This window comes from Micromonospora sp. NPDC049257, assembly GCF_040678915.1.
Taxonomy (GTDB): domain Bacteria; phylum Actinomycetota; class Actinomycetes; order Mycobacteriales; family Micromonosporaceae; genus Micromonospora; species Micromonospora antibiotica.
Map to the genome: position 1 here is coordinate 218,507 of NZ_JBFAQU010000004.1, position 19,086 is coordinate 237,592.

The window sequence follows — 19,086 nt, forward strand, 5'->3', positions numbered from 1 at the left end:
CTGCGGTACCGGTCGCGTGCGGTGGCCGGCCCATCGCACGCGACCGGCCCCCGGTGCGGTGCCGGTCAGCCGGTGAGCACCACCTGGAGTTCCTGGCGACGGCGTTCGGCCAGCTCGGTGAGGAGGGCGGGTCCCTGCCCGAACGGGACCACGGCCGAGATCAGGTGGGTGCGGATCAGGTCGCCGTACCGGCGCAGCAGGTCGATCGTCTCGGCGGAGAGGCGTTCCCGGTCCCAGGTGGGGGCGAGACCCCGGGGCACCCGGCCGATCTGTGCGCAGCGCAGCGACAGCCCGTTGTGGTGGAACTCCTCACCGAGCCGGACGGCGTCCGCGCCGCCCTGGTAGAACGCCAGGTCGATCACGGTGCCCTGGGGGCGCAGCAGGCGCAGCGCCAGGTGCAGCGCCCAGTCCTGACCCCGGCACTGGAACACCACGTCGGCGCCCCGGTCCCCGGCGCTGTGATGCCACCGGGTCTTGAGCACCACGGCGGGGTCGTCGGCGTCCGGGTCCAGGGTCTGCAGGCCGAGCGCCTCGGCGACCTGGCGGCGCTGCGGCGTCGGGTCGACCACCACCACCGAGGCGGCACCGTGCTGCCTGGCGAACAGGGCGGTGAGCAGGGCGACCACCCCACCGCCGACCACCGCGACCCGTCGGCCGCGCACCCCGTCGCCGAGCGAGCGGACATCGGTGCCATACAGGTCGGCGGCGGCGTGCAGCAGCCCGTTGGCGCAGATCGGGCCCATGTGGGCCACGTAGACGCCGAGCAGCGGATCGAGGTCGTCGGGCAGCGGCACGAACCGTTCGGCCAGCGGGTCGGCGACGTACCCGGTGCGGTGGCCGTAGGTCATCGCACCGACGGTGCCGACGGCGATCGCCGGGGTACGGCTCTGCACCACCTCGGCGACCTGCATGTAGCCGAGCCGGGTGACCGGGTACGGGGTGCTGGCCGTTCCGGGCCGGAACAGGCCGAGGCCGGTGTCGAAGGTGACGTTGAGGTAGGGGTTGGTGCCCTTGACGAAGCTCAGCTCGGTGCCGGCGGAGATGCCGCTGTAGCGGGTCCGCACCCGGATGGTGCCGTCGCGCAGCTCACCGGCCTCCTGCTCGGCCAGCTCGACCCGTCCCGGTCCGCTGACCACCACCACCGTGTCACGCATCGACGGTCGCCCCCGCGGGCCTCGCCGGCACGCCGCCGGCCACCGACGTCAGGGCGGCCGGGCCGGTGGGCAGGGTGACGGGGCGACCGGTGCGGGCGCTCTGCGCGACCGCGACCGCCAGTCGCTGGGTGCGCAACGCCTCCGCGTACGGCACCCGGATGTCGTCGCCGACGCCGGTGACCGCGTCGACGAAGGCCCGGTCGACGGCGACCCGGGCGTCGTCCGGGTCGGCCGCCAGGTGGCGTTCCCCGTCGGCGTCGCGGATCGTCAGGCCGTCCTCGGCCAGGGACAGGGCCAGCCCGTCGGCGAGGATCTCCAGGCCGGCGCGGTGTTTCCAGCCGAGCACGCAGGCGGTGGCGAGGGTGCCCACCGCCCCGGAGGCGAAGCGCAGCGTGGCAGCGGTCACCGCGTCGATGTCGGCGTCGTCGACCGGCGGCGGGTTGCCGTCGCCGTACGCGGTCACCTCGACGGCCTCACCGGCCAGCACGCGGATCAGGTCCAGCACGTGGGCGGCCTGCTCGACGACCGGGCCACCGGAGCGGTCCCGCACCGCCCACCAGGACACCGGGGGCACCTTGTCCAGCCAGGCTCCGTTGACCATCCGTACCGGACGGTCGGCGAGCAGTTGCCGGGCCCGCTGCACCACGTGCAGGTGACGCCAGTGGTGTCCGACGGCGGTGAGCAGCTGCTTCTCCTGGACCAGGGCGGCGATCCGCTCGGCGGTGTCCAGGTCGGCGGCGACCGGTTTCTCCACGAACATCGGCACCCCGGCTGCGATCACGGCTTCCTCCACCGGCCCGTGGGCGAACGGAGGCACGCAGACGTAGACGGCGTCCGGGCCGGCGGCCAGCAGTTCGTCGACGTCGGCGAAGACGTGCGCGGAGTGCGCGGCGGCCAGTTCCGTCGCCGCGTCCCGGGCCACGTCGGTGACGCCGAGCAACTCCACGTCGGCGAAACTCCCCAGCACGCGGGCGTGGCGTTGCGCCACCCCGCCGGCCCCGACCAGCCCCACCCGGCACGTACGCATTCTTCGGCCCTCTCGACGCGGTCATGACCAACGCCGTCAGCACTCCCCCCGATGGGCCGGGGCGAAACCCCGGGGTCGTCGCGCAACACAGCGTTCACCTGCCGGGAACCGGCCGGTGGAACCGACGTGATCAAGCTGTTAGGGATTATCCGGTTAGCGGTTGTGCGGGGGTGGGAAAACCACATCCGGGTTTTCCGCCATGGATCTGGGGGTTTGCCAGTGCGGGATACAACACCGATCGTCTCTCCTGTCGTGGAGGCGTGGGCCACCTATCGAACGACGTCGGCGCAGGACTGGCCCACGCGACGGCTGATGCGGGCGAAGGGAGAGAACCGGGTCAGCGTCGTGCTGCCCGCCCGCAACGAGGAAGCCACCGTCGGGGCGATCGTCGCGACGATCCGGGAACACCTGATGGACCGGGTTCCCCTGGTCGACGAGCTGATCGTGGTCGACTCCCGGTCGACCGACCGGACCGCACAGGTGGCCCGGGCCGCCGGCGCTGAGGTGGTCGGTCAGGACGAGATGACCCGGGGGCTGCCCCGGCTGACCGGCAAGGGTGACGCGCTCTGGGCCGGCTTGGCCGCCGCCGAGGGCGACGTCGTCGCGTTCATCGACGCCGATCTGCGGGAGTTCCGGCCGCACTTCGTGACCGGCCTGATCGGTCCGCTGCTGGTCGATCCGTCGGTGGAGTTCGTGAAGGGCTTCTACCACCGGCCCCTGGTCGGCACGACCAGCGTCGAGACCGACGGCGGCGGACGGGTGACGGAGCTGATGGCCCGGCCGCTGCTGAACCTGTTCTGGCCGGAGCTCGCCGGCTTCGTGCAGCCCCTGGCGGGCGAGTACGCCGGCCGGCGCGAGGTGCTGGAGCGGGTGCCGTTCGTCACCGGTTACGGGGTCGAGACGGCCATGCTGATCGATCTGCTGGAACTGGTCGGCCTGGACGCGTTGGCCCAGGTCGACCTGGGCGAGCGCAAGCACCGGCACCAGGACACCGCGGCCCTGGGCCGGATGTCCGCGCAGATCATGCACACCGCCTGGACGCGGTTGCAGCGGCGCGGTTGGGCCGCCCCGGGCACCAGCCCGGGAGCGCTGCTGACCCAGTTCCGTCGGGGCGGCTCGGAGGCGCTGCCGAATCTCGACCGGGAGATCGTCGTCAACGACGTCTCGGTGCAGGAACGTCCACCCCTGGCCGAGCTGCGGCCCCGGCTGCCGCGCCGGCGGGTGGCCGCGTGACGACGCGGCGGACCCTCCGACGCGACACCGGCAGTGCCACCCGACGCGCGGGGTCGACACCCGCCCGGGACTCCCACCGTCCCGAGAGGATTCCCCGATCATGAGTCTCACCGTGCTGATGAACGCCGGCCCCTGGCTGTCCGTGCCCCCACCCGGCTACGGCGGCATCGAGAACGTCATCGCCACCCTGGTGCCGGAGCTGCGTCGGCTCGGGGTGAAGGTGGTGCTGGCCTCGGTGGGGTCGAGCACCCTGCCGGTGGACGAGAGGTTCTCGGTCTACGACGACGGGCAGTTCGCGGCGTTGCAACGGCCCTACAACCAGGTGTGCGGGGTGTCCCAGGCGCACCTGGCCGGGGTGGTCCGGCAGGTACACGGCCGCGACGACATCGACCTGGTGCACGACCACGTGGAAGCCGTCGGGCTGGCCACCCTCGCGGCGATGGGGCCGGCCGCCCCACCGGTGCTGCACACCCTGCACTGGGACCTCGCCAAGCACCCCGAGCTGTACGGCAACCTCGACGCCGGGGCGCGGGTCCGGGTCAACGGGGTCTCCGCCGCCCAACTGGCCCGCGCACCCCGGGCGCTGCGGGCGCACTCGGTCGGGCACGTGCACCTGTCCACCCCGCTGGCCGTGCACGCCGACCGGGCGCCCCGGCCGGCCAAGGGTGACTACACGATCATTCTCGGCCGGATCAACCCGGGCAAGGGCCAGGACGTCGGCGCCCGGCTGGCCCGGCGCACCGGGGTGCCGCTGGTGCTCGCCGGCCCGGTCGGGCCGTACCACCGGCCGGCGGACCTGGCCGCGGCGGGCGAGGAGGCCCGGCAGAACCCGGACGTGCGGTTCTTCTACGACCAGGTCGCCCCGCACGTCGACGGTGACCTGGTCCGCTGGGTGGGCACGGTGGCCGGCCGGGAGCGCGACGACCTGCTGGCCGGGGCGCGGGCGTCACTGTTCCCGCTGCGCTGGGAGGAACCCGGCGGGACCGCCGTGGTGGAGTCGCTGGCGTTGGGCACGCCGGTGGTGGCGACCGGTCGGGGTTGCCTGCCCGAGCTGATCGCGCACGGGCGGACCGGCCTGCTCACCGACGACGAGGAGGAGCTGGGTGAGCTGCTGCTGGCGGCACGCCGGCTCGATCCGGACGAGTGCCGGCGGGAGGCCGCCGAGCGGTTCACCCCGGCGGTGATGGCGCAGCGGTACGTCACGCTCTACGAGACGGTCCGCGCCGGGGCCCGCAAGCCGCAGCTCCAGGCCGCCTGAACCACCGACCCGACCGGGTCCGGCCCGTCCTCGGTCCGGGCCCGGTTTCGTTCCCCGGGACCGCGGGTACCTGGCAGTTCTGCCCAGCACCGCGAGCGGAATCGAGGGGCCGATGGCCAGCCGGATCACCTGCGAGGTCCACGACGAGTCACCCGTGACCGTCGTACGCCTCGCGGGCGCACTCGACCTGGGCACCATGCGCGCCGTACACACCGTGCTGGACCGCTGCCTGGCCACGCTGCCGGACGCGTTGGTGGTCGACCTGGGCGGGGTGACCGTCGCCGACCGGTTGGCGCTGTCGGTCTTCGCCGCCACCGCCCGGCAGGCCGCGGACTGGCCGGCCGTGCCGGTGGTGCTCTGCTCCCCCCCGCCGGACGCCGCCGCCTGGCTGTCCACCTCCACCACCTGCCGGGTGGTGCCGGTACGGCAGGACTGCGCCGAGGCGGCCCGGCTGGCCGGGGCGAGGGCCGCACCCCGGTTGCGGGTCCGGTTGGATCCGGTGGCGGGGGCCTGCCGGCGGGCCCGTGAGCTGGTCGGTGACGCCTGCGCCCGGTGGAACGTCCCGCACCTGGTGGAACCGGCGTCGCTGGTGCTCAGTGAGCTGGTCGGCAACGTGGTGCGGCACGCCCACACCCCGATGCGGATCACGTTGACCCTGCACCAGCCGTACCTGCGGGTGGCGGTCGCCGACGGCAGCCGGGCGGTGGCGCGCGCGGCCAGCCCGGACGTGACCGCCGAGGGCGGCCGGGGTTTGCTGCTGATCCGGGACATGGCGCAGCGCTGGGGCAGTTCCCCGCTGGCCGACGGCAAAGTGGTTTGGGCACTCCTGCCCGCGAATTGACCGAAATTCCCTCTCTCGCCTGGTTACATGGGCGGAGGGACGGGTAGTCGCGCCCGTCCTTTCTGTCGTCACGACGGGGTGAGAGAGCCATGCCCAGACGGGTAACCACGGAACCCGCCCGAGACCGCGGCCCGGCGATCCTCGCCCCGGCCCGGTTCGGTGGCTTCCCCGGACCGGTCCGCCCGGCACTGCCCGGGAACAAGCTGCTGCGGCTGCTCGGCACCACCGACGCCAAGCAGATCGGCCTGCTCTACCTGGCCACGTCGTTCGTGTTCTTCCTGATCGGCGGCGTGCTCGCCCTGCTCATCCGGGCCGAGCTGGCCCGGCCCGGGATGCAGTTCCTCTCCCCCGAGCAGTACAACCAGGCGTTCACCATGCACGGCACGATCATGCTGCTGCTCTTCGCCACCCCACTGGTGTTCGCCTTCGGCAACTACATCGTCCCGTTGCAGATCGGCGCACCGGACGTGGCGTTCCCCCGGCTCAACGCGTTCGCGTACTGGCTGTACCTGTTCGGCGGCACGATGGTCGTCGGCGGCTACCTCACCCCCGGTGGTGCGGCCGACTTCGGCTGGACGGCGTACAACCCGCTCAGCGACGCGACGCACTCCCCCGGCATCGGGGGGAACCTGTGGGTGGTCGGCCTGGTCGTCTCCGGCCTGGGCACCATCCTGGGCGCGGTCAACCTGATCACCACCACGCTGACCCTGCGCGCGCCCGGCATGACCATGTTCCGGATGCCGATCTTCACGTGGAACATGCTGCTCACCGCCGTCCTGGTGATCCTGGTCTTCCCGCTGCTGGCCGCCGCGCTGCTGGCGCTGGGCGCGGACCGACTGCTCGACGCCCACGTCTACGACCCGGCGACCGGCGGGCCGATGCTGTGGCAGCACCTGTTCTGGTTCTTCGGCCACCCCGAGGTCTACATCGTGGCGTTGCCGTTCTTCGGCATCATCACCGAGATCATCCCGGTCTTCAGCCGCAAACCGATCTTCGGCTACACCGGCCTGGTGCTGGCCACCGTCGCGATCACCGTGCTGTCGATGACCGTCTGGGCGCACCACATGTTCGCCACCGGCCAGGTGCTGCTGCCGTTCTTCAGCTTCCTCAGCTACCTGATCGCGGTGCCCACCGGGGTGAAGTTCTTCAACTGGATCGGCACCATGTGGAAGGGGCAGCTCACCTTCGAGACGCCGATGCTGTTCGCCGTCGGATTCCTGGTCACCTTCCTGCTCGGCGGCCTGACCGGGGTGCTGCTGGCCAGCCCGCCGGTGGACTTCCACGTCACCGACTCGTACTTCGTGGTGGCGCACTTCCACTACGTGCTGTTCGGCACCATCGTGTTCGCCGCGTTCGGCGGGGTCTACTTCTGGTTTCCCAAGATGGCCGGCCGGCTGCTCGACGAACGGCTCGGCAAGCTGCACTTCTGGACCATGTTCATCGGCTTCCACGCCACCTTCCTGGTGCAGCACTGGCTGGGCGACGAGGGGATGCCCCGCCGGTACGCCGACTACCTGCCCGACGACGGCTTCACCACGCTCAACATGATCTCCACGGTCGGGTCGTTCGTGCTCGGCGCGTCCACCCTGTTCTTCCTCTACAACGTGTGGAAGTCCTGGCGCTACGGCGCGCTGGTGACGGTGGACGACCCGTGGGGTTTCGGCAACTCCCTGGAATGGGCCACCACCTGCCCGCCCCCGTTGCGCAACTTCGACCGGATGCCCCGGATCCGCTCCGAGCGGCCCGCCTTCGACGCCAAGTACGGCCCCCTCGTCGCCGACCTCGGCCGGGACCTGCCGCAACGCACCACCCGGCCACCGCAGCACCTGCACGACGAGTTGCACCACGAGCGGCACGTCCCCGAGTCACCGGCGGCCGAGGGCGCGCACGGGGCCCGGGAGGCGGTGGAGTACCAACCCGCCCCGCAGTCCGGCGCCCGCCCGGTGGAGGTGCCCGAACCGGAGGACGTCCGCCGTCCCGGCTTCGCGCACTCCGACGCCCCGGACGACGACGGCCCCGGCGGTGCGAACCCCGACACCCCCGAACGGTGGCGGCACCCGCACGGCACGGACGACGACGACCCCGGACGGCGCTGACCCGCAACGGCCGTCGGGCCGGCACCCCGTGCGGGGGTGCCGGCCCGACGTTCGTCCTGCCGCCGGCCGGAGCCGGGTCAGGCGTCCACGGTGGCGGGCAGGCCGGCGGCGGCCAGCGACCGCCGTACCGCCGGCTGGGCCCGGGTCAGCCGCAGCGGCACCCCGGTCCGGATGGCGGCGTCCCGGCCGGCCACCAGCGCGGCGATGCCACCGGCGTCGACCCCGCCCGCTCCGTCCAGGTCCACCACCAGCTCGCGGGGCTGCCCGGCGACCGCCTCCAGCATCATCCGGCGCAACTGGTCCGCGCCGTCGCGGTCGATCTCTCCCCCGACCTCGACCACCGTCCGCTCCGCGGTGCGTCTGACCGCGATCCGGTTCCGGCCGGTCTCCGTCTCGGCGGTGCCGTTCTGCCAGGGCGGCGGGGTGTCGGCGAGCATCGCCTGACGCAGCCAGGTCAACGCCCGCGACAGCAGCCGGGACACGTGCATCTGGGAGATGCCGAACCGGGCGGCGATCTCGGCCTGGGTCTGGTTGCCGTAGAAGCGCATCGCCAGGATGCGCCGCTCCCGCCAGGGCAGCCGGTGCAGCAGCCCGCTGACCGTCACCCGGTCGTCCACCGACTCCAACGCGTTGTCCGACTCGCCGACGAGGTCACCGAACTCGGCGGAACTCTCCCCGCCGACCGGCGCGTTGAGCGAGGCGGGGCTGTAGCCGGCCGCCGACTCCAGGGCGGCGAGGATCTCCTCCTCCGGCGTCTCCAGCCGGGCCGCCAGCTCGGCCACGCTCGGCGCCCGGGACAGTTCGCTGGTCAGCGCCGAGGTGGCCTGCCCGACCTCCAGGATCAGGTCGCGCAACCGCCGGGGCACGTGCACCCCCCAGGTGCGGTCCCGGAAGTGCCGCTTGATCTCACCGACGATGGTGATCGCCGCGTACGCCGTGAACGAACCCCGCTCGGGGTCGTACCGGTCGACGGCGTTGACCAGGCCGAGCCGGGCCACCTGCTCCAGGTCCTCCAACGGCTCGCCCCGCCCCCGGTAGCGGCGGGCCAGCCGGCCGGCGAACGGCAGGGCGAACCGGACCAGGTCCTCGCGGGCCTCGCCCCGACGCTCCGGTGGCAGGCCGGCGATCCGCGCGGCGTACGCCAGCGCGGCGGCGTCCAGATCCTCCAGACCCCGTTCGGTCGGAGGTGGTGTGGTCGTGGTGGTCTGTCCGAACATCCGCGCCTCCCTCAGGAAGGTCCCCCGCCCGGATCGAGCCGGTCGTGCGCGTGGTGGCACCACGCACCGGGTCGGAAGTGGGGTCACGTGCCGCGCCGGGATCGCCGGACGCGCGGAGGCGATGACCGGTCGCCACCCGGCGTGATCGCACCGTCGCGGCGAGCGGTCTTCCCGCTCCCCAGGTACTCAACCACGCGGCCCCGGGTTCGCGAGGATGTTTCGGTGTGCCCGGTCCGGCCCGACGGCGCGGACACCCCCGGCGTCCCCTTTCCGGGTTACCGGCTGCCCCGTCGCCCGCCGGAGCGGGCGGTGTCGGTGCCGGACGGGCAGGCCGGTCAGGACACGGCCAACCCCAGCGGGGCACCCGCGTCCCGGAGCCCGGCCAACGCGTCGGCCACGCTCAGCGGCGGCGGCGTCGGCAGGTCGTACGGCTGACCGCGCAGCACCTCGGTGGCCCGCCGGGTGGCCACCGAGGCGACCGGGTAGCCGCGGGCGGCGGTGCGGTCCAGGGCCCGGCGGCGACGGCCGAACGCCGCCACCGCCAGCCACTGCGGCAGCCCGGCCAGCGCCGGTGAGCGCATCCCCGGCGACTCGGGCAGCACGTCCACCGAGCTGAACGGCTCGCTGCCGGCGAGCCACCACTCCACCTCCTCGACGCTGCGTCGGGTCGCGTTCTCACACCAGTACGGCACCAGTCCCGCCCGTACCACCTGCCACGGGTCGAACAGCCGGCCGCACTCGACCACCAACCGGTCGCCGGTCTTGCCGGCCCGACGCAGCCACCGGCGGTACAGGTCGGCGGTCGCCGCGCTGAGCGCCCCGGGGTGCGGCGTCTGCACCTGACGCAGCTCGTGCCCCCGGCTGCGGGCCCAGTGGTCCAGCGTGCGGGTGAAGCCCGGTTCCACCCCGTGCTCGGCGGGCTCGCGGGCGGCGGTGACCGCCGGTGGCTCCCAGCCCTGCCCGGTCCCGCCGACCGCCCGCAGCACCTGACGCAGGGTGGGTGAGTCGGTGTGGAAGTCCACCGGTTCCAGCCCGCTGGCCGGGGAGCCGAGCTGGAAGCTGTGCCCCTGCCCGGAGTCCGACACCGGCCACCGACGGCCGTCACCGACCAGCAGCAGCACCGCCCGGGGCGTCAGCCGGTCGGCCAGGAACCGGGCGTACGCCACCGGCAACGCCCGCCACCGGGCCACCAGGCTGATCGCGACGCCGGCCAGCGTGCCCCGGCTCGCCGGGCAGTGCACCTGGCGGACGTGCAGGTCGGGGTTGCCGGCGAGGACCCGGGCGGCGAACGCGGCACCCTGGTCCAGGGCGGCACCGGGCCGGTCCACCGCGCCGCGCGTCCAGTGCGCGGTCATCTCGAACCCGGTGGGCAGCCAGGGCACCCCGAGCGCCACGGCCAGGTGCACCGCGGCGGCGTGCGGGGAGCCCAGCACCAGCGCCGGATACCGTTCCCGGGGGTACTGGTCGACGATCCACCGGGCCACCCGTTCCCCGTCCACCTCGCCGGCCTGTGCGGCGGTGAGCGCCAGCTTGCCGGCGACCCGCCCGGCGACGGCCCCCCGCACCGGCTCCGGCGCGGGGGTGAACCGTGACGGCGGGCTCGGCTGGCCCAGGTCGGCGCAGTCCACCCCGCGCAGGGCCCGGGCGGCGGCGGCCACCAGCACCCGCGCGGGGCTGCCCACCGCCACGACCCGGTCGCCGGCCAGCCCCGCACCCTGGGCCGTCGGTCCCGCCGGCACCACCGACGCCGGCTCCACCCCGCCTCGATCACTCACCACGCAGCCCGGCTTCCCCTCCCTCTGGGGTCTAAACGGGGCATCCCGCCCCGTCGGGCGCAATCCCCGACCCCGGGGGTGCACCGGCGACGACGGTGCTAGACGAGGTCCTCGGCCTCGACGACCGACCGCTCGGCCGACATCATCCGGTCCCGGACGCGTCGGGCGGCGTCGCCGTCGGCGAACAGGCCCCGCAGGTCGGCCAGGGCCGGTTCCGGCACCCGCAGCGGCACGCCCGGGTCCACCACCGCCTCCAGCACGCACGGGCGGTCGGCGGCGAGCGCCTCGTCCCAGGCCGCGCCGACCAGCTCCGGCCGGTCCACCCGGACACCGTGCAGCCCGAGCAGCCGGGCCCAACCGGCGTACGGCACGTCGGCCCGCCGCCCGGCCACGCCCGGCACCCACCCGCGGTGGTCCAGACCCCGCTGGTCACGGTCGTTGAGCACCAGCACCACCAGCCGGGGATCGGCCCACCCCTGCCAGCGGTGGGCCACGGTGATCAGCTCGGCCAGCCCGTTGAGCTGCATCGCGCCGTCACCGAGCAAGGCGATCACCGGCTCGTCCGGGCGCTCCAGTTTCGCGGCGAGCGCGTACGGCACGGCGCAGCCCGGCGAGCCGAGTGCGCCGCAGAGCTGCGCGTCGACCCCGGGCGGCAGTTCCAGGTGGCGGGCGTACCAGTAGAGCACCGAACCGACGTCCACGGCGACCGACCCGGTGCGGGGCAACCGGGTGGACAGCTCGTGCAGCACCAGCTGCGGGTTGACCGGTTCGGCCGGTTCGGCGGCGCGGGCGGCGGCCTCCGCGCGCCACCGCTCGACGGAGCCGGAGACGGTGGCCCGCCACTGCCGGTGGGGCCGGTCGGCGACCTGGGCCAGCAGCGCGCGCAGGGTTTCGGTGGCATCGCCGACCAGCGGCACGTCCACCGGGTACCGGCTGCCGATCCGTCGCCCGTCGATGTCGATCTGGATGGTGCGGGCCTGACCGGGCATCGGGAGGTAGTCGGTCCACGGGTCGTTGGTGCCCACCAGCAGCAGGGTGTCCGCGCCACCCATCAGCTGGGCGGCGGCGGTGGTGCCGACCGCACCGAGCACCCCGGTGTGGAACGGCAGCCGCTCGTCGAGCACCGGCTTGCCCGGCAGTGAGCTGGCGACGCCGGCACCCAACCGGTCGGCCAGCGCCGCGATCTGCCCGGCGGCACCCCGGGCGCCCTGCCCGACCAGGATCGCCACCCGCGCTCCGACGCTGAGCAGCGCCGCGGCGGCGTCCAGGTCCGCCTGGTGGGGCAGCACCCGGGCCAGCGGTTCGCCCGGCGTCGCGTTGAGCACCCCCACCGTGTCCGGTTGCAGGTCCGGCACCACGGCGACCTGCAACGCGCGGGGCAGCACCACGCAGGTCGGGCTGCGGGTCGCCGCGGCGGTGCGCAACGCCTGGTCGAGCAGGGCCGGCACCTGGGCCGGGGTACGGCCGTAGCGGACGAACTGGTGGCAGACGTCGCCGAAGAGCCGGCTCAGCCCGATCTCCTCGTGCACCTCACCGAGCGGTCCGGTGACGTCCTCCCCGAGGATCGCCACCACCGGCCGGCTGTCCAGTTTCGCGTCGTACAGACCGTTGAGCAGGTGCACCGCGCTGGGGCCCTGGGTGGCCAGGCAGACCCCGATGCCGCCGGTAAACTTGGCGTGCCCGGTCGCCATGAAGGCGGCGGCCTCCTCATGCCGGGCGGGGACGAACTCCGGGTCCCCGCCCGCGGTGTCCAGTGCCTCGACCACCGGGGCGATCGCGTCCCCCGGGCAGCCGAAGGCGCGGGGCACCCGCCAGGCCCGCAACCGGTCCACCACCAGCTGCGCGACCGTACGGTCAGCCATGGTCGCGTCCCGGCGTGGCCGGGTCGACGTAGCGCAGCACCGCACCGATCCCGTCGGCCAGTTCGGGGGCCTCGTCCGGCCCGAGGACGGTCAGGTCCGCGTCCGTGCCGACCAACGCCCGGACCAGTGCCGCGTCGGCGCGGACCCGTTGCGGGTCGGACACGGCGGCGAGCTGGCCGGGTGCGGTGGCGATGTCGGTCGGGCGGGGTCCGATCCACAGCTCACCGACGGCCGACGGGTCGTCGACGAGCAGCATCGTGTCGACCTGGTTGCGTTGCAGGGCGGCCACCACGGCGGCCAGCCCCGCACCGACGTCCTCCTGGGTGCCGAACCGGTCCAGCGCGGCGGTGACGTGCTGGTCGGCGACCTCGGCGATGGTCTGCACGGTGACGTCGTCCATCGCGGCCGGGTCGGCGCCACCGGCCCGGGAGCCGGCGTCGGTGCGCACCACCACGTCCTGCCAGCGGGCCGGCAGCTGCGCGGTGATCATCCCGGTGGCCCGGATGTCCCCGGCGACGACCACCACGTCCGCGCCGACCCGGTCGGCCAGTTCGGCGGTGGCCGCGGCGGCGTCCCCGGCGTTGTGGTGCCAGGCTTCCATCGCGGCCCGCTGGTAGCGGGACTGGGACCAGCCGCCGGGTTGCACCCGGCGCAGCGGGTAGGTCTGCCGGCCGCTGACGTGGGCCCGTCGGGGCACCCCACCGGCGCTGACCGCGACCGCGTCCGCGCCGGTGCGGTCGGCGAGGACCCGCACCCAGGCCACCTGTTCCCCGCGTTGCGCCAGCAGGGGCATCACGTGCGGCAGCGGCGTGTACGCGGCCAGGTCGCGCAGTGGTGGCGCGGCGAGGTACTCGGACAGCACCACCCGGCCCCGACTGGCGAACGCGGCCAGCCCGTAGTCGCCGGGCATCGGGTCGTGACCCCGGACCACCCGGTCCAGGGCCGCGATGGTCGGCTCGTCGGCGCCGTCGGCGGCGAGTTGTTCGGCAAGGGCCCGCCAGCGTAGGTCCAACGCCGGACGCGCGTCCTGGGTGTCCCGGGAGGCGTCCAGGTAGACCGAGCACCACGGCCCGGGACGGTCATAGAGCGGGCGCAGGAAGGACAGCTGCATGCTCGACCCCTTTCCGGCTCGGCCGCCCGCTTACCCGGGCTGCCCGGGATGTCACCTCGGCCCGACCACCAGCCGAAGCGCCTCACCCACCGTCGTCCGTGTCGTGACTCTCCGGTTCATTCACGTCGTTCGACCCGTTTGCTGGATACCATCAGTGAACGGGAAGGGACTCTCGGTGGTGAACATGGACAGCGATCTCCGAAATCGGGTGGTACGCCCCACCCAGCGGATACTCACCGGGCGGGTGGTCCGGTTCATGGACGGCTACCCCCGCGAGGTCAGGATCGGCCAGCCGGTGCTGGTGGCGGTGCTGACCGCGGCGAGCGTGGCGGGTCTGCTGGTGCTGCTGGTGCGGACCGCCCTCTCCCGGGCCGGCGGGGGCGCGCGCCGCACCTGGAAGGACCTGAAAAAGGGTCCGGAGTTCCTGGTCACACCGCTGCGGGTGCGCGACGACAAGGGTCTGCTCTATGAGGTGGAGTTGCACGGGCACCTGCCGCAGAGCGCGGTGCACCCGTCCGACTGGGTGCAGCTGACCCTGCGGCCGCAGGACGTCGACCTGCCGCCGCGCATCGAACGGATCGTCAACCTGACCACCGGTCAGCTGCTCACCCCGCGTACCGCCACGGTGTGGAGCCACCTGGGCCCGCCGCTGCTGATCCAGGCGGTGCTGGGGGCGGTGCTGGTGCTGCTGGTCGCCGCCGCCGTGGTCCTCACCTGACGGCGACCCGTCCGATCGTCACCCGCCCCGACGGCCGGGCCCGGACGGGCGGCCCGGTCGTGGGTGGGTGGGTTCCGGCCCGGTCGACTCCCGGCGTCGGCCCGTCGCGGGGTGTCCCCGCCGGGCGCGCACGCGGGGCGGTCAGCCGACGGGGGTCAACGGGCGCTGCTCCCCGGTGGCCCGCAGCAGGCCCCGGCGGGCGGCCCAGCGTTCAAAGAACAGGGTGGCCAACGGCGGCACCGCGCAGACCAGGGCGACGACGGTGACCCCGAGGGACCACCGGTGCAGCCGGGCGACGGCGAGCACCAGGAGGCCGTACGCGACGAAGAGCGCGCCGTGAATCGGCCCGAAGACCTTGACGCCGATCTCGTTGCCCGGCGGGCCGTACTTGACCGCCATGCCGACCAGCAGGGCCAGCCAGGAGCACGCCTCGGCGATCGCCGCCGCCACGAACAACCGGGTCACCTTCTCGCGCATCGGGTCATGGTAGCCAGCCGCCGTCGGCGGCCGGCGCGTGACGACCGGGGGGCGACGGGGATCACCCGGGTCCCCGGTGGGTACGTAGGGGGTCCTTCGGGTCTTCCCGGTCCGTCCGGGACGTGCGAGGTTGACAGGACCAACGGTGACAGGGCGGGTGGCCATGGGTGAGGAAGTCGGAGCGCGCACGTTCAGCCGGGAGGACCGGGCCCGCTACCGGGAGAAGGTCCGCCGGTGTCTGGACGTCTTCGCCGAGATGCTGCGGGAGTCCCGGTTCGACGTCGAGCGGCCGATGACCGGCCTGGAGATCGAGCTGAACCTGGTCGACGACGACTCCCGGCCGACGATGCGCAACGCCGACGTGCTGGCCGCCGTCGCCGATCCCAGTTTCCAGACCGAGCTGGGCCAGTTCAACGTGGAGATCAACGTGGCGCCCCGACGACTCGTCGGCACCGGCACGGCCGAGTTCGAGTCTCACGTGCGGGCCAGCCTGAACGCCGCCGAGGAGAAGGCCCGCACGGTCGACGCCCACATGGTGATGATCGGCATCCTGCCGACCCTGGAGCCGGGGCACCTGACCGCCGGGGCGCTGTCGGCGAATCCGCGCTACGCACTGCTCAACGAGCAGATCTTCGCCGCCCGTGGGGAGGACCTGCGGATCGCGATCAGCGGGGTGGAGCGGTTGGCGACCACCGCCGACACCATCACCCCGGAGGCGGCCTGCACGAGCACCCAGTTCCACCTGCAGGTCAGCCCGGTCGACTTCGCCGCCTACTGGAACGCCGCCCAGGCGGTCGCCGGGATCCAGGTGGCGCTGGGCGCGAACTCCCCGCTGTTCTTCGGCCGGGAGCTGTGGCGGGAGACCCGGGTGCCGCTGTTCCAGCAGGCGACCGACACCCGCTCGGAGGAGATCAAGGCCCAGGGGGTACGCCCACGGGTCTGGTTCGGTGAGCGCTGGATCAACAGCGTCTTCGACCTGTTCGAGGAGAACGTGCGCTACTTCCCGGCGCTGTTGCCGGTCTGCGACCCGGAGGACCCGGCGCAGACGCTGGCTGCCGGTGGGGTGCCGAGGCTGGCCGAGCTGCGGTTGCACAACGGCACCATCTACCGCTGGAACCGGCCGGTGTACGACGTGTGGAAGGGCCGCCCGCACCTGCGGGTGGAGAACCGGGTGCTGCCGGCCGGGCCGACGGTGGTGGACACCATCGCCAACGGCGCGTTCTACTTCGGGCTGGTCCGGGCGCTGGCCGAGTCGGACCGGCCACTGTGGTCGCAGATGTCGTTCAGCGCGGCGGAGGAGAACTTCACCAGCGGGGCCCGGCACGGCATCGACGCGCAGGTCTACTGGCCGGGTCTGGGCTATCTGCCGGCGACCGAGCTGGTGCTGCGCCGGCTGCTGCCGTTGGCGCACCAAGGGTTGGACGGCTGGGGGGTGGATCCGGCCGAACGTGACCGGCTGCTCGGCATCATCGAGCAGCGCTGCCTGACCGGACGCAACGGCGCGAGCTGGCAGGTGGCGACGTTGCACCGGTTGGAGTCCGCCGACCATCTCGACCGGCCGGAGGCGTTGCGGGAGGTGGTCCGCCACTACGTCGAGCTGATGCACAGCAACCAGCCGGTCCACGAGTGGCCGGTCCCCTGACGGTGTCGGGTCACCGCCCACCCGCCGAGTCGATTGACTTTCGATAGCTTACGAGCGATAGTCGATATATGACGACAGCGCGTTGGGCGGTCACCACCCTCAGAGGCTTCCTCGTGGTCCTGTTCGCGGTGCTGGTGCTGTTCCAGACCATGTCGCTGCCCGGCCAGTTCGCCCACCTGGCGCGCGAAGCACCCGAGCAGGCCTACCTGCGCTGGCCGGCCACCGCCGTGACGGTGTTCTGGGTGCTCTGCGTACAGGTGGTGATCGTCGCCACCTGGCGGCTGCTCACCCTGGTCAGAAACGACCGGATCTTCAGTGAGTCGGCACTGGCCTGGGTGGACGCCATCGTCTGGGCCGTCGCCGCCGGCTGGCTGGTGCTGGTGGCCGTCTTCGGCTATGTCGGGTTCCACGCCGACGACCCCGGGCTGCCGATGCTGCTGTTCCTCCTGTCGGTCGGCGTCACCGTGCTCGGGCTGCTGATGGTGGTGATGCGGGCGCTGCTGCGGCAGGCCACCGCACTGCGCACCGACCTGGAGGCGGTGATCTGATGCCCATCGTCGTCCGCATCGACGTGCAACTGGCCAGACGCAAGATGAGCGTCGGCGAGTTCGCCGAGCGGGTCGGGCTGACCCCGGCCAACGTGGCCGTGCTGAAGAACGGCCGGGCCAAGGCGGTGCGGTTCAGCACGCTGGAGGCGATCTGCCGGGTGCTCGACTGCCAGCCGGGCGACCTGCTCGAATTCGTCGACGACGAGGAGCCGACGCCGTGAGGTACCTGTCCGCCCTCGTCGCCGTCGTGCTCCTGGCCGTCGGGGTGGCCGGCGTCGTACTCGGCGAGTCCGACGACTCCCCCGGGCTCCAGTTCCTGGGCGGCCTGCTGGTCATCGGCGCGATCGCCATCGGCGTACGGGTCCTGCGGTAGCGCCCGCCGGGGCCGGGTCGTTCAAGGGCGCCGCGCGGTGGCGCTCACGCCGGGGGAGACGCCGTCTCGTCGACCACCATCCCGGCGTGACCCGCCACGGCGCCGAGGACCTCGCGCACACCGCGTCGGCGGTCGAGGCGTGCCCCGGCGAAGCTGACGGGACCGTGGAACGTCGCCTGCCCGTCGCCGCCGCCGAGCCGGAAGGTCGCCCCGGTGAAGACGCTCCCCACGAACCCGGTGTCGCCGTGGAACTGGGCGCCGGTGAAATCGGCGTGGCCGACGTGGCAACCGCCGAGGTCGAGGTCGACCAGGGTGGCCCCGCAGAGCATGAGGTCCGTTCCCGGCCAGTGCGGCGGCTCGCCCGGGGCGGGCGTCGACGGACGCAGCCGCGCCGCGAGCATCCGTTGCGCGGTGCGCCGCAGCTCCAGCTCGGCGGCCTGCCCGTCGGTGCGGGGCCCGGCCAGGTCGAACGACAGCGGGGTACGCAGGTAGCCGCAGACCGCGTCCACCACCCGCTGCCGCAGCTCCGGCCGGGCGTCACCCAGGTCGGCGAGGACCGCCAGCCCCGCCCGGCGCACGTCCGGGTCGGCGTCGGCGAGCTGACCCGAATACGGGCGGACGGCGTCGTCGGGCACCAACTGCGCCCCGTCCGGCCCGGCCGGTGCCGGCGTCCAGCCGAGCGGCCAGCACACCGGCCCGTCGTCGGTCGTACCGGCCCAGGTCGCGCCGGTGAGCTCCACGCTGGGCTGGTCGAGGTGGACCGGCCCACCGAACCGGGCCCGTCGGAACGTCGCGGCGGCCCCGAACCGCGCCTTGAAGAACCAGGCCGGACCGGCGAAGCTGGCCTGCCGGAACGACACCGGCCCGACGAACCGGGCACCGTCGCCGCCCTCGCTCCACTCCTGGTAGTCACCCATCAGCACGGCGACGGGCCAGTGCGGGTCGTCCTCGTTCGGCTCGTCCCAGGGTGCCGGGGAGGTCTCCTCGATGGTCTCCCAGGCCGGGTCGTCCTCCCACAGCTCGTCCTCGCCCCGGCCGAACCAGGCGAACGCGGCGAACCGGGCCCCGGTGAAGTCGGCGTCGGCGCGGAACCGGGCCCGACCGAATGCGGCGTGGCCGAGGAACCGGGCCCGGGTGAAGCGGGCCGGGCCGGGCCAGACGGTGCGGGCGAAGTCGGCGTCGCCGGTGAACCGGACGTCGGAGAACGAGGTGGTCCCGAGGAACCGGGCGTCGGCGAACCGGGCCGCGCCCAGCACCGCGCAGGAGAGGTCGAGGTCGACCAGGGTGGCCCCCCGCAGGTCGAGGTCGACGGCGGGCGGCGGTTCCGGATCGGCGGTCGGGTCCGCCGGCCCGGCCGGGGCTTCCGCCGCCGGGCGCAACAGCGCGGCCAGCACCCGGCCCGCCTCCCGCCGGGCGTCGGCGTCCCACCCGTCGGCCCCCACCGGTGCCCGCAGCCCGTCGGCGAGAGCCGCGACCGCCCGGGGTCGCAGCCCGGGGCAGCCGGACACCAGTTCGCCGAGGCCACGCAGGGCGACGATCCGGCCCGCGCCGGTCTCCTGCGCCACCGCGCGGACGGCTACCTGGAACGCCACCGAGTCCGACTCCCCGACCGTCACCCGACCTCCCACCCGAGCCCTCGCCGGGGACGCCCCCGGCGTCGCGCAGGATAGCCGGGCCGACAGGCAGCCACCCCAGCCGGGCGGCCCGGTCAGCCGCCCCCGGTGGGCCCGGTCAGCCGCCCCCGGTGGGCCCGG

17 protein-coding genes are annotated in these 19,086 nt (G+C 73.8%); 9 read left to right on the top strand and 8 right to left on the bottom strand.

Going from position 1 to position 19,086, the window contains the following annotated elements; genetic code table 11:
- Window positions 1-65 precede the first annotated feature (65 nt).
- Both AB0K25_RS09400 and AB0K25_RS09405 read right to left on the bottom strand, forming a co-directional pair.
- Window positions 66-1,154 carry a zinc-binding dehydrogenase gene (locus AB0K25_RS09400; RefSeq protein ID WP_357533810.1) on the bottom strand — a complete coding sequence of 363 codons (1,089 nt, stop codon included), beginning with the start codon at window positions 1,152-1,154 and terminating at the stop codon, window positions 66-68.
- Window positions 1,147-2,181: a Gfo/Idh/MocA family oxidoreductase gene (locus tag AB0K25_RS09405; RefSeq protein ID WP_219461104.1), complete on the bottom strand. Its 1,035-nt coding sequence runs from the start codon at window positions 2,179-2,181 to the stop codon at window positions 1,147-1,149. The genes AB0K25_RS09400 and AB0K25_RS09405 overlap by 8 nt, the downstream gene beginning before the upstream one ends.
- 252 nt (window positions 2,182-2,433) lie before the next feature.
- On the opposite strand from AB0K25_RS09405, the gene AB0K25_RS09410 reads away from it, so the two are divergent.
- The 4 genes from AB0K25_RS09410 (at window position 2,434) to ctaD (ending at window position 7,609) form a co-directional block, all read left to right on the top strand.
- Entirely contained in the window at window positions 2,434-3,414 is a 981-nt protein-coding gene (locus AB0K25_RS09410) for a glucosyl-3-phosphoglycerate synthase (protein WP_308290700.1), read from the top strand.
- Between the two features lie 100 nt (window positions 3,415-3,514).
- Window positions 3,515-4,672 carry a glycosyltransferase gene (locus tag AB0K25_RS09415; protein WP_219461098.1) on the top strand — a complete coding sequence of 386 codons (1,158 nt, stop codon included), beginning with the start codon at window positions 3,515-3,517 and terminating at the stop codon, window positions 4,670-4,672.
- A gap of 112 nt (window positions 4,673-4,784) precedes the next feature.
- Window positions 4,785-5,513 (top strand): ATP-binding protein, encoded by a 729-nt coding sequence (locus tag AB0K25_RS09420; RefSeq protein ID WP_357533813.1) that lies wholly within the window; start codon window positions 4,785-4,787, stop codon window positions 5,511-5,513.
- Window positions 5,514-5,602: 89 nt separating this feature from the next.
- A complete protein-coding gene (gene ctaD / locus AB0K25_RS09425; protein ID WP_363819449.1) occupies window positions 5,603-7,609 on the top strand; it encodes a cytochrome c oxidase subunit I in 2,007 nt (668 codons plus the stop codon).
- Between the two features lie 77 nt (window positions 7,610-7,686).
- On the opposite strand, the gene AB0K25_RS09430 is transcribed toward ctaD, so the two are convergent.
- The 4 genes from AB0K25_RS09430 to AB0K25_RS09445 form a co-directional block, all read right to left on the bottom strand.
- Window positions 7,687-8,826, bottom strand: a complete 1,140-nt coding sequence (locus tag AB0K25_RS09430) for a SigB/SigF/SigG family RNA polymerase sigma factor (RefSeq protein WP_208566310.1) — start codon at window positions 8,824-8,826, stop codon at window positions 7,687-7,689.
- Window positions 8,827-9,161: 335 nt separating this feature from the next.
- Window positions 9,162-10,565, bottom strand: coding sequence for a hypothetical protein (locus AB0K25_RS09435; protein WP_363819600.1), 1,404 nt, complete (start codon window positions 10,563-10,565; stop codon window positions 9,162-9,164).
- A 134-nt stretch (window positions 10,566-10,699) separates the two neighbouring features.
- Entirely contained in the window at window positions 10,700-12,463 is a 1,764-nt protein-coding gene (locus tag AB0K25_RS09440) for a thiamine pyrophosphate-binding protein (protein ID WP_219461088.1), read from the bottom strand.
- Window positions 12,456-13,574: a Vms1/Ankzf1 family peptidyl-tRNA hydrolase gene (locus AB0K25_RS09445; RefSeq protein WP_219461083.1), complete on the bottom strand. Its 1,119-nt coding sequence runs from the start codon at window positions 13,572-13,574 to the stop codon at window positions 12,456-12,458. The genes AB0K25_RS09440 and AB0K25_RS09445 overlap by 8 nt, the downstream gene beginning before the upstream one ends.
- A gap of 175 nt (window positions 13,575-13,749) precedes the next feature.
- Here AB0K25_RS09445 and AB0K25_RS09450 point away from each other — a divergent pair, with 175 nt between their 5' ends.
- Complete coding sequence (locus AB0K25_RS09450; protein WP_363819453.1) at window positions 13,750-14,292, top strand: hypothetical protein; 543 nt, start codon at window positions 13,750-13,752, stop codon at window positions 14,290-14,292.
- Window positions 14,293-14,433: 141 nt separating this feature from the next.
- Here AB0K25_RS09450 and AB0K25_RS09455 read toward each other — a convergent pair whose 3' ends face one another.
- Window positions 14,434-14,769, bottom strand: coding sequence for a DUF3817 domain-containing protein (locus tag AB0K25_RS09455; protein WP_357533820.1), 336 nt, complete (start codon window positions 14,767-14,769; stop codon window positions 14,434-14,436).
- A gap of 163 nt (window positions 14,770-14,932) precedes the next feature.
- Between AB0K25_RS09455 and AB0K25_RS09460 the strand changes: the two genes are divergently transcribed.
- The 4 genes from AB0K25_RS09460 (at window position 14,933) to AB0K25_RS09475 (ending at window position 17,332) form a co-directional block, all read left to right on the top strand.
- Complete coding sequence (locus AB0K25_RS09460; protein ID WP_208566314.1) at window positions 14,933-16,411, top strand: glutamate--cysteine ligase; 1,479 nt, start codon at window positions 14,933-14,935, stop codon at window positions 16,409-16,411.
- Window positions 16,412-16,479: 68 nt separating this feature from the next.
- Window positions 16,480-16,959 carry a DUF2975 domain-containing protein gene (locus tag AB0K25_RS09465; RefSeq protein WP_363819456.1) on the top strand — a complete coding sequence of 160 codons (480 nt, stop codon included), beginning with the start codon at window positions 16,480-16,482 and terminating at the stop codon, window positions 16,957-16,959.
- Complete coding sequence (locus AB0K25_RS09470) at window positions 16,959-17,180, top strand: helix-turn-helix transcriptional regulator (RefSeq protein ID WP_208566316.1); 222 nt, start codon at window positions 16,959-16,961, stop codon at window positions 17,178-17,180. The genes AB0K25_RS09465 and AB0K25_RS09470 overlap by 1 nt, the downstream gene beginning before the upstream one ends.
- Entirely contained in the window at window positions 17,177-17,332 is a 156-nt protein-coding gene (locus AB0K25_RS09475) for a hypothetical protein (protein ID WP_219461075.1), read from the top strand. Before AB0K25_RS09470 ends, AB0K25_RS09475 begins: the two co-directional genes overlap by 4 nt.
- A 44-nt stretch (window positions 17,333-17,376) precedes the next feature.
- On the opposite strand, the gene AB0K25_RS09480 is transcribed toward AB0K25_RS09475, so the two are convergent.
- Window positions 17,377-18,948, bottom strand: a complete 1,572-nt coding sequence (locus AB0K25_RS09480) for a pentapeptide repeat-containing protein (protein WP_363819459.1) — start codon at window positions 18,946-18,948, stop codon at window positions 17,377-17,379.
- Window positions 18,949-19,086: the final 138 nt, after the last annotated feature.

Coding starts and splice junctions, on each gene's coding strand:
- AB0K25_RS09465 (WP_363819456.1), top strand. CDS start 16,480: ATGACGACAGCGCGTTGGGCGGTCACCACCCTCAGAGGCTTCCTCGTG.
- AB0K25_RS09400 (WP_357533810.1), bottom strand. CDS start 1,154: ATGCGTGACACGGTGGTGGTGGTCAGCGGACCGGGACGGGTCGAGCTG.
- AB0K25_RS09430 (WP_208566310.1), bottom strand. CDS start 8,826: ATGTTCGGACAGACCACCACGACCACACCACCTCCGACCGAACGGGGT.
- AB0K25_RS09455 (WP_357533820.1), bottom strand. CDS start 14,769: ATGCGCGAGAAGGTGACCCGGTTGTTCGTGGCGGCGGCGATCGCCGAG.
- AB0K25_RS09415 (WP_219461098.1), top strand. CDS start 3,515: ATGAGTCTCACCGTGCTGATGAACGCCGGCCCCTGGCTGTCCGTGCCC.
- ctaD (WP_363819449.1), top strand. CDS start 5,603: ATGCCCAGACGGGTAACCACGGAACCCGCCCGAGACCGCGGCCCGGCG.
- AB0K25_RS09420 (WP_357533813.1), top strand. CDS start 4,785: ATGGCCAGCCGGATCACCTGCGAGGTCCACGACGAGTCACCCGTGACC.
- AB0K25_RS09405 (WP_219461104.1), bottom strand. CDS start 2,181: ATGCGTACGTGCCGGGTGGGGCTGGTCGGGGCCGGCGGGGTGGCGCAA.
- AB0K25_RS09460 (WP_208566314.1), top strand. CDS start 14,933: ATGGGTGAGGAAGTCGGAGCGCGCACGTTCAGCCGGGAGGACCGGGCC.
- AB0K25_RS09440 (WP_219461088.1), bottom strand. CDS start 12,463: ATGGCTGACCGTACGGTCGCGCAGCTGGTGGTGGACCGGTTGCGGGCC.
- AB0K25_RS09470 (WP_208566316.1), top strand. CDS start 16,959: ATGCCCATCGTCGTCCGCATCGACGTGCAACTGGCCAGACGCAAGATG.
- AB0K25_RS09445 (WP_219461083.1), bottom strand. CDS start 13,574: ATGCAGCTGTCCTTCCTGCGCCCGCTCTATGACCGTCCCGGGCCGTGG.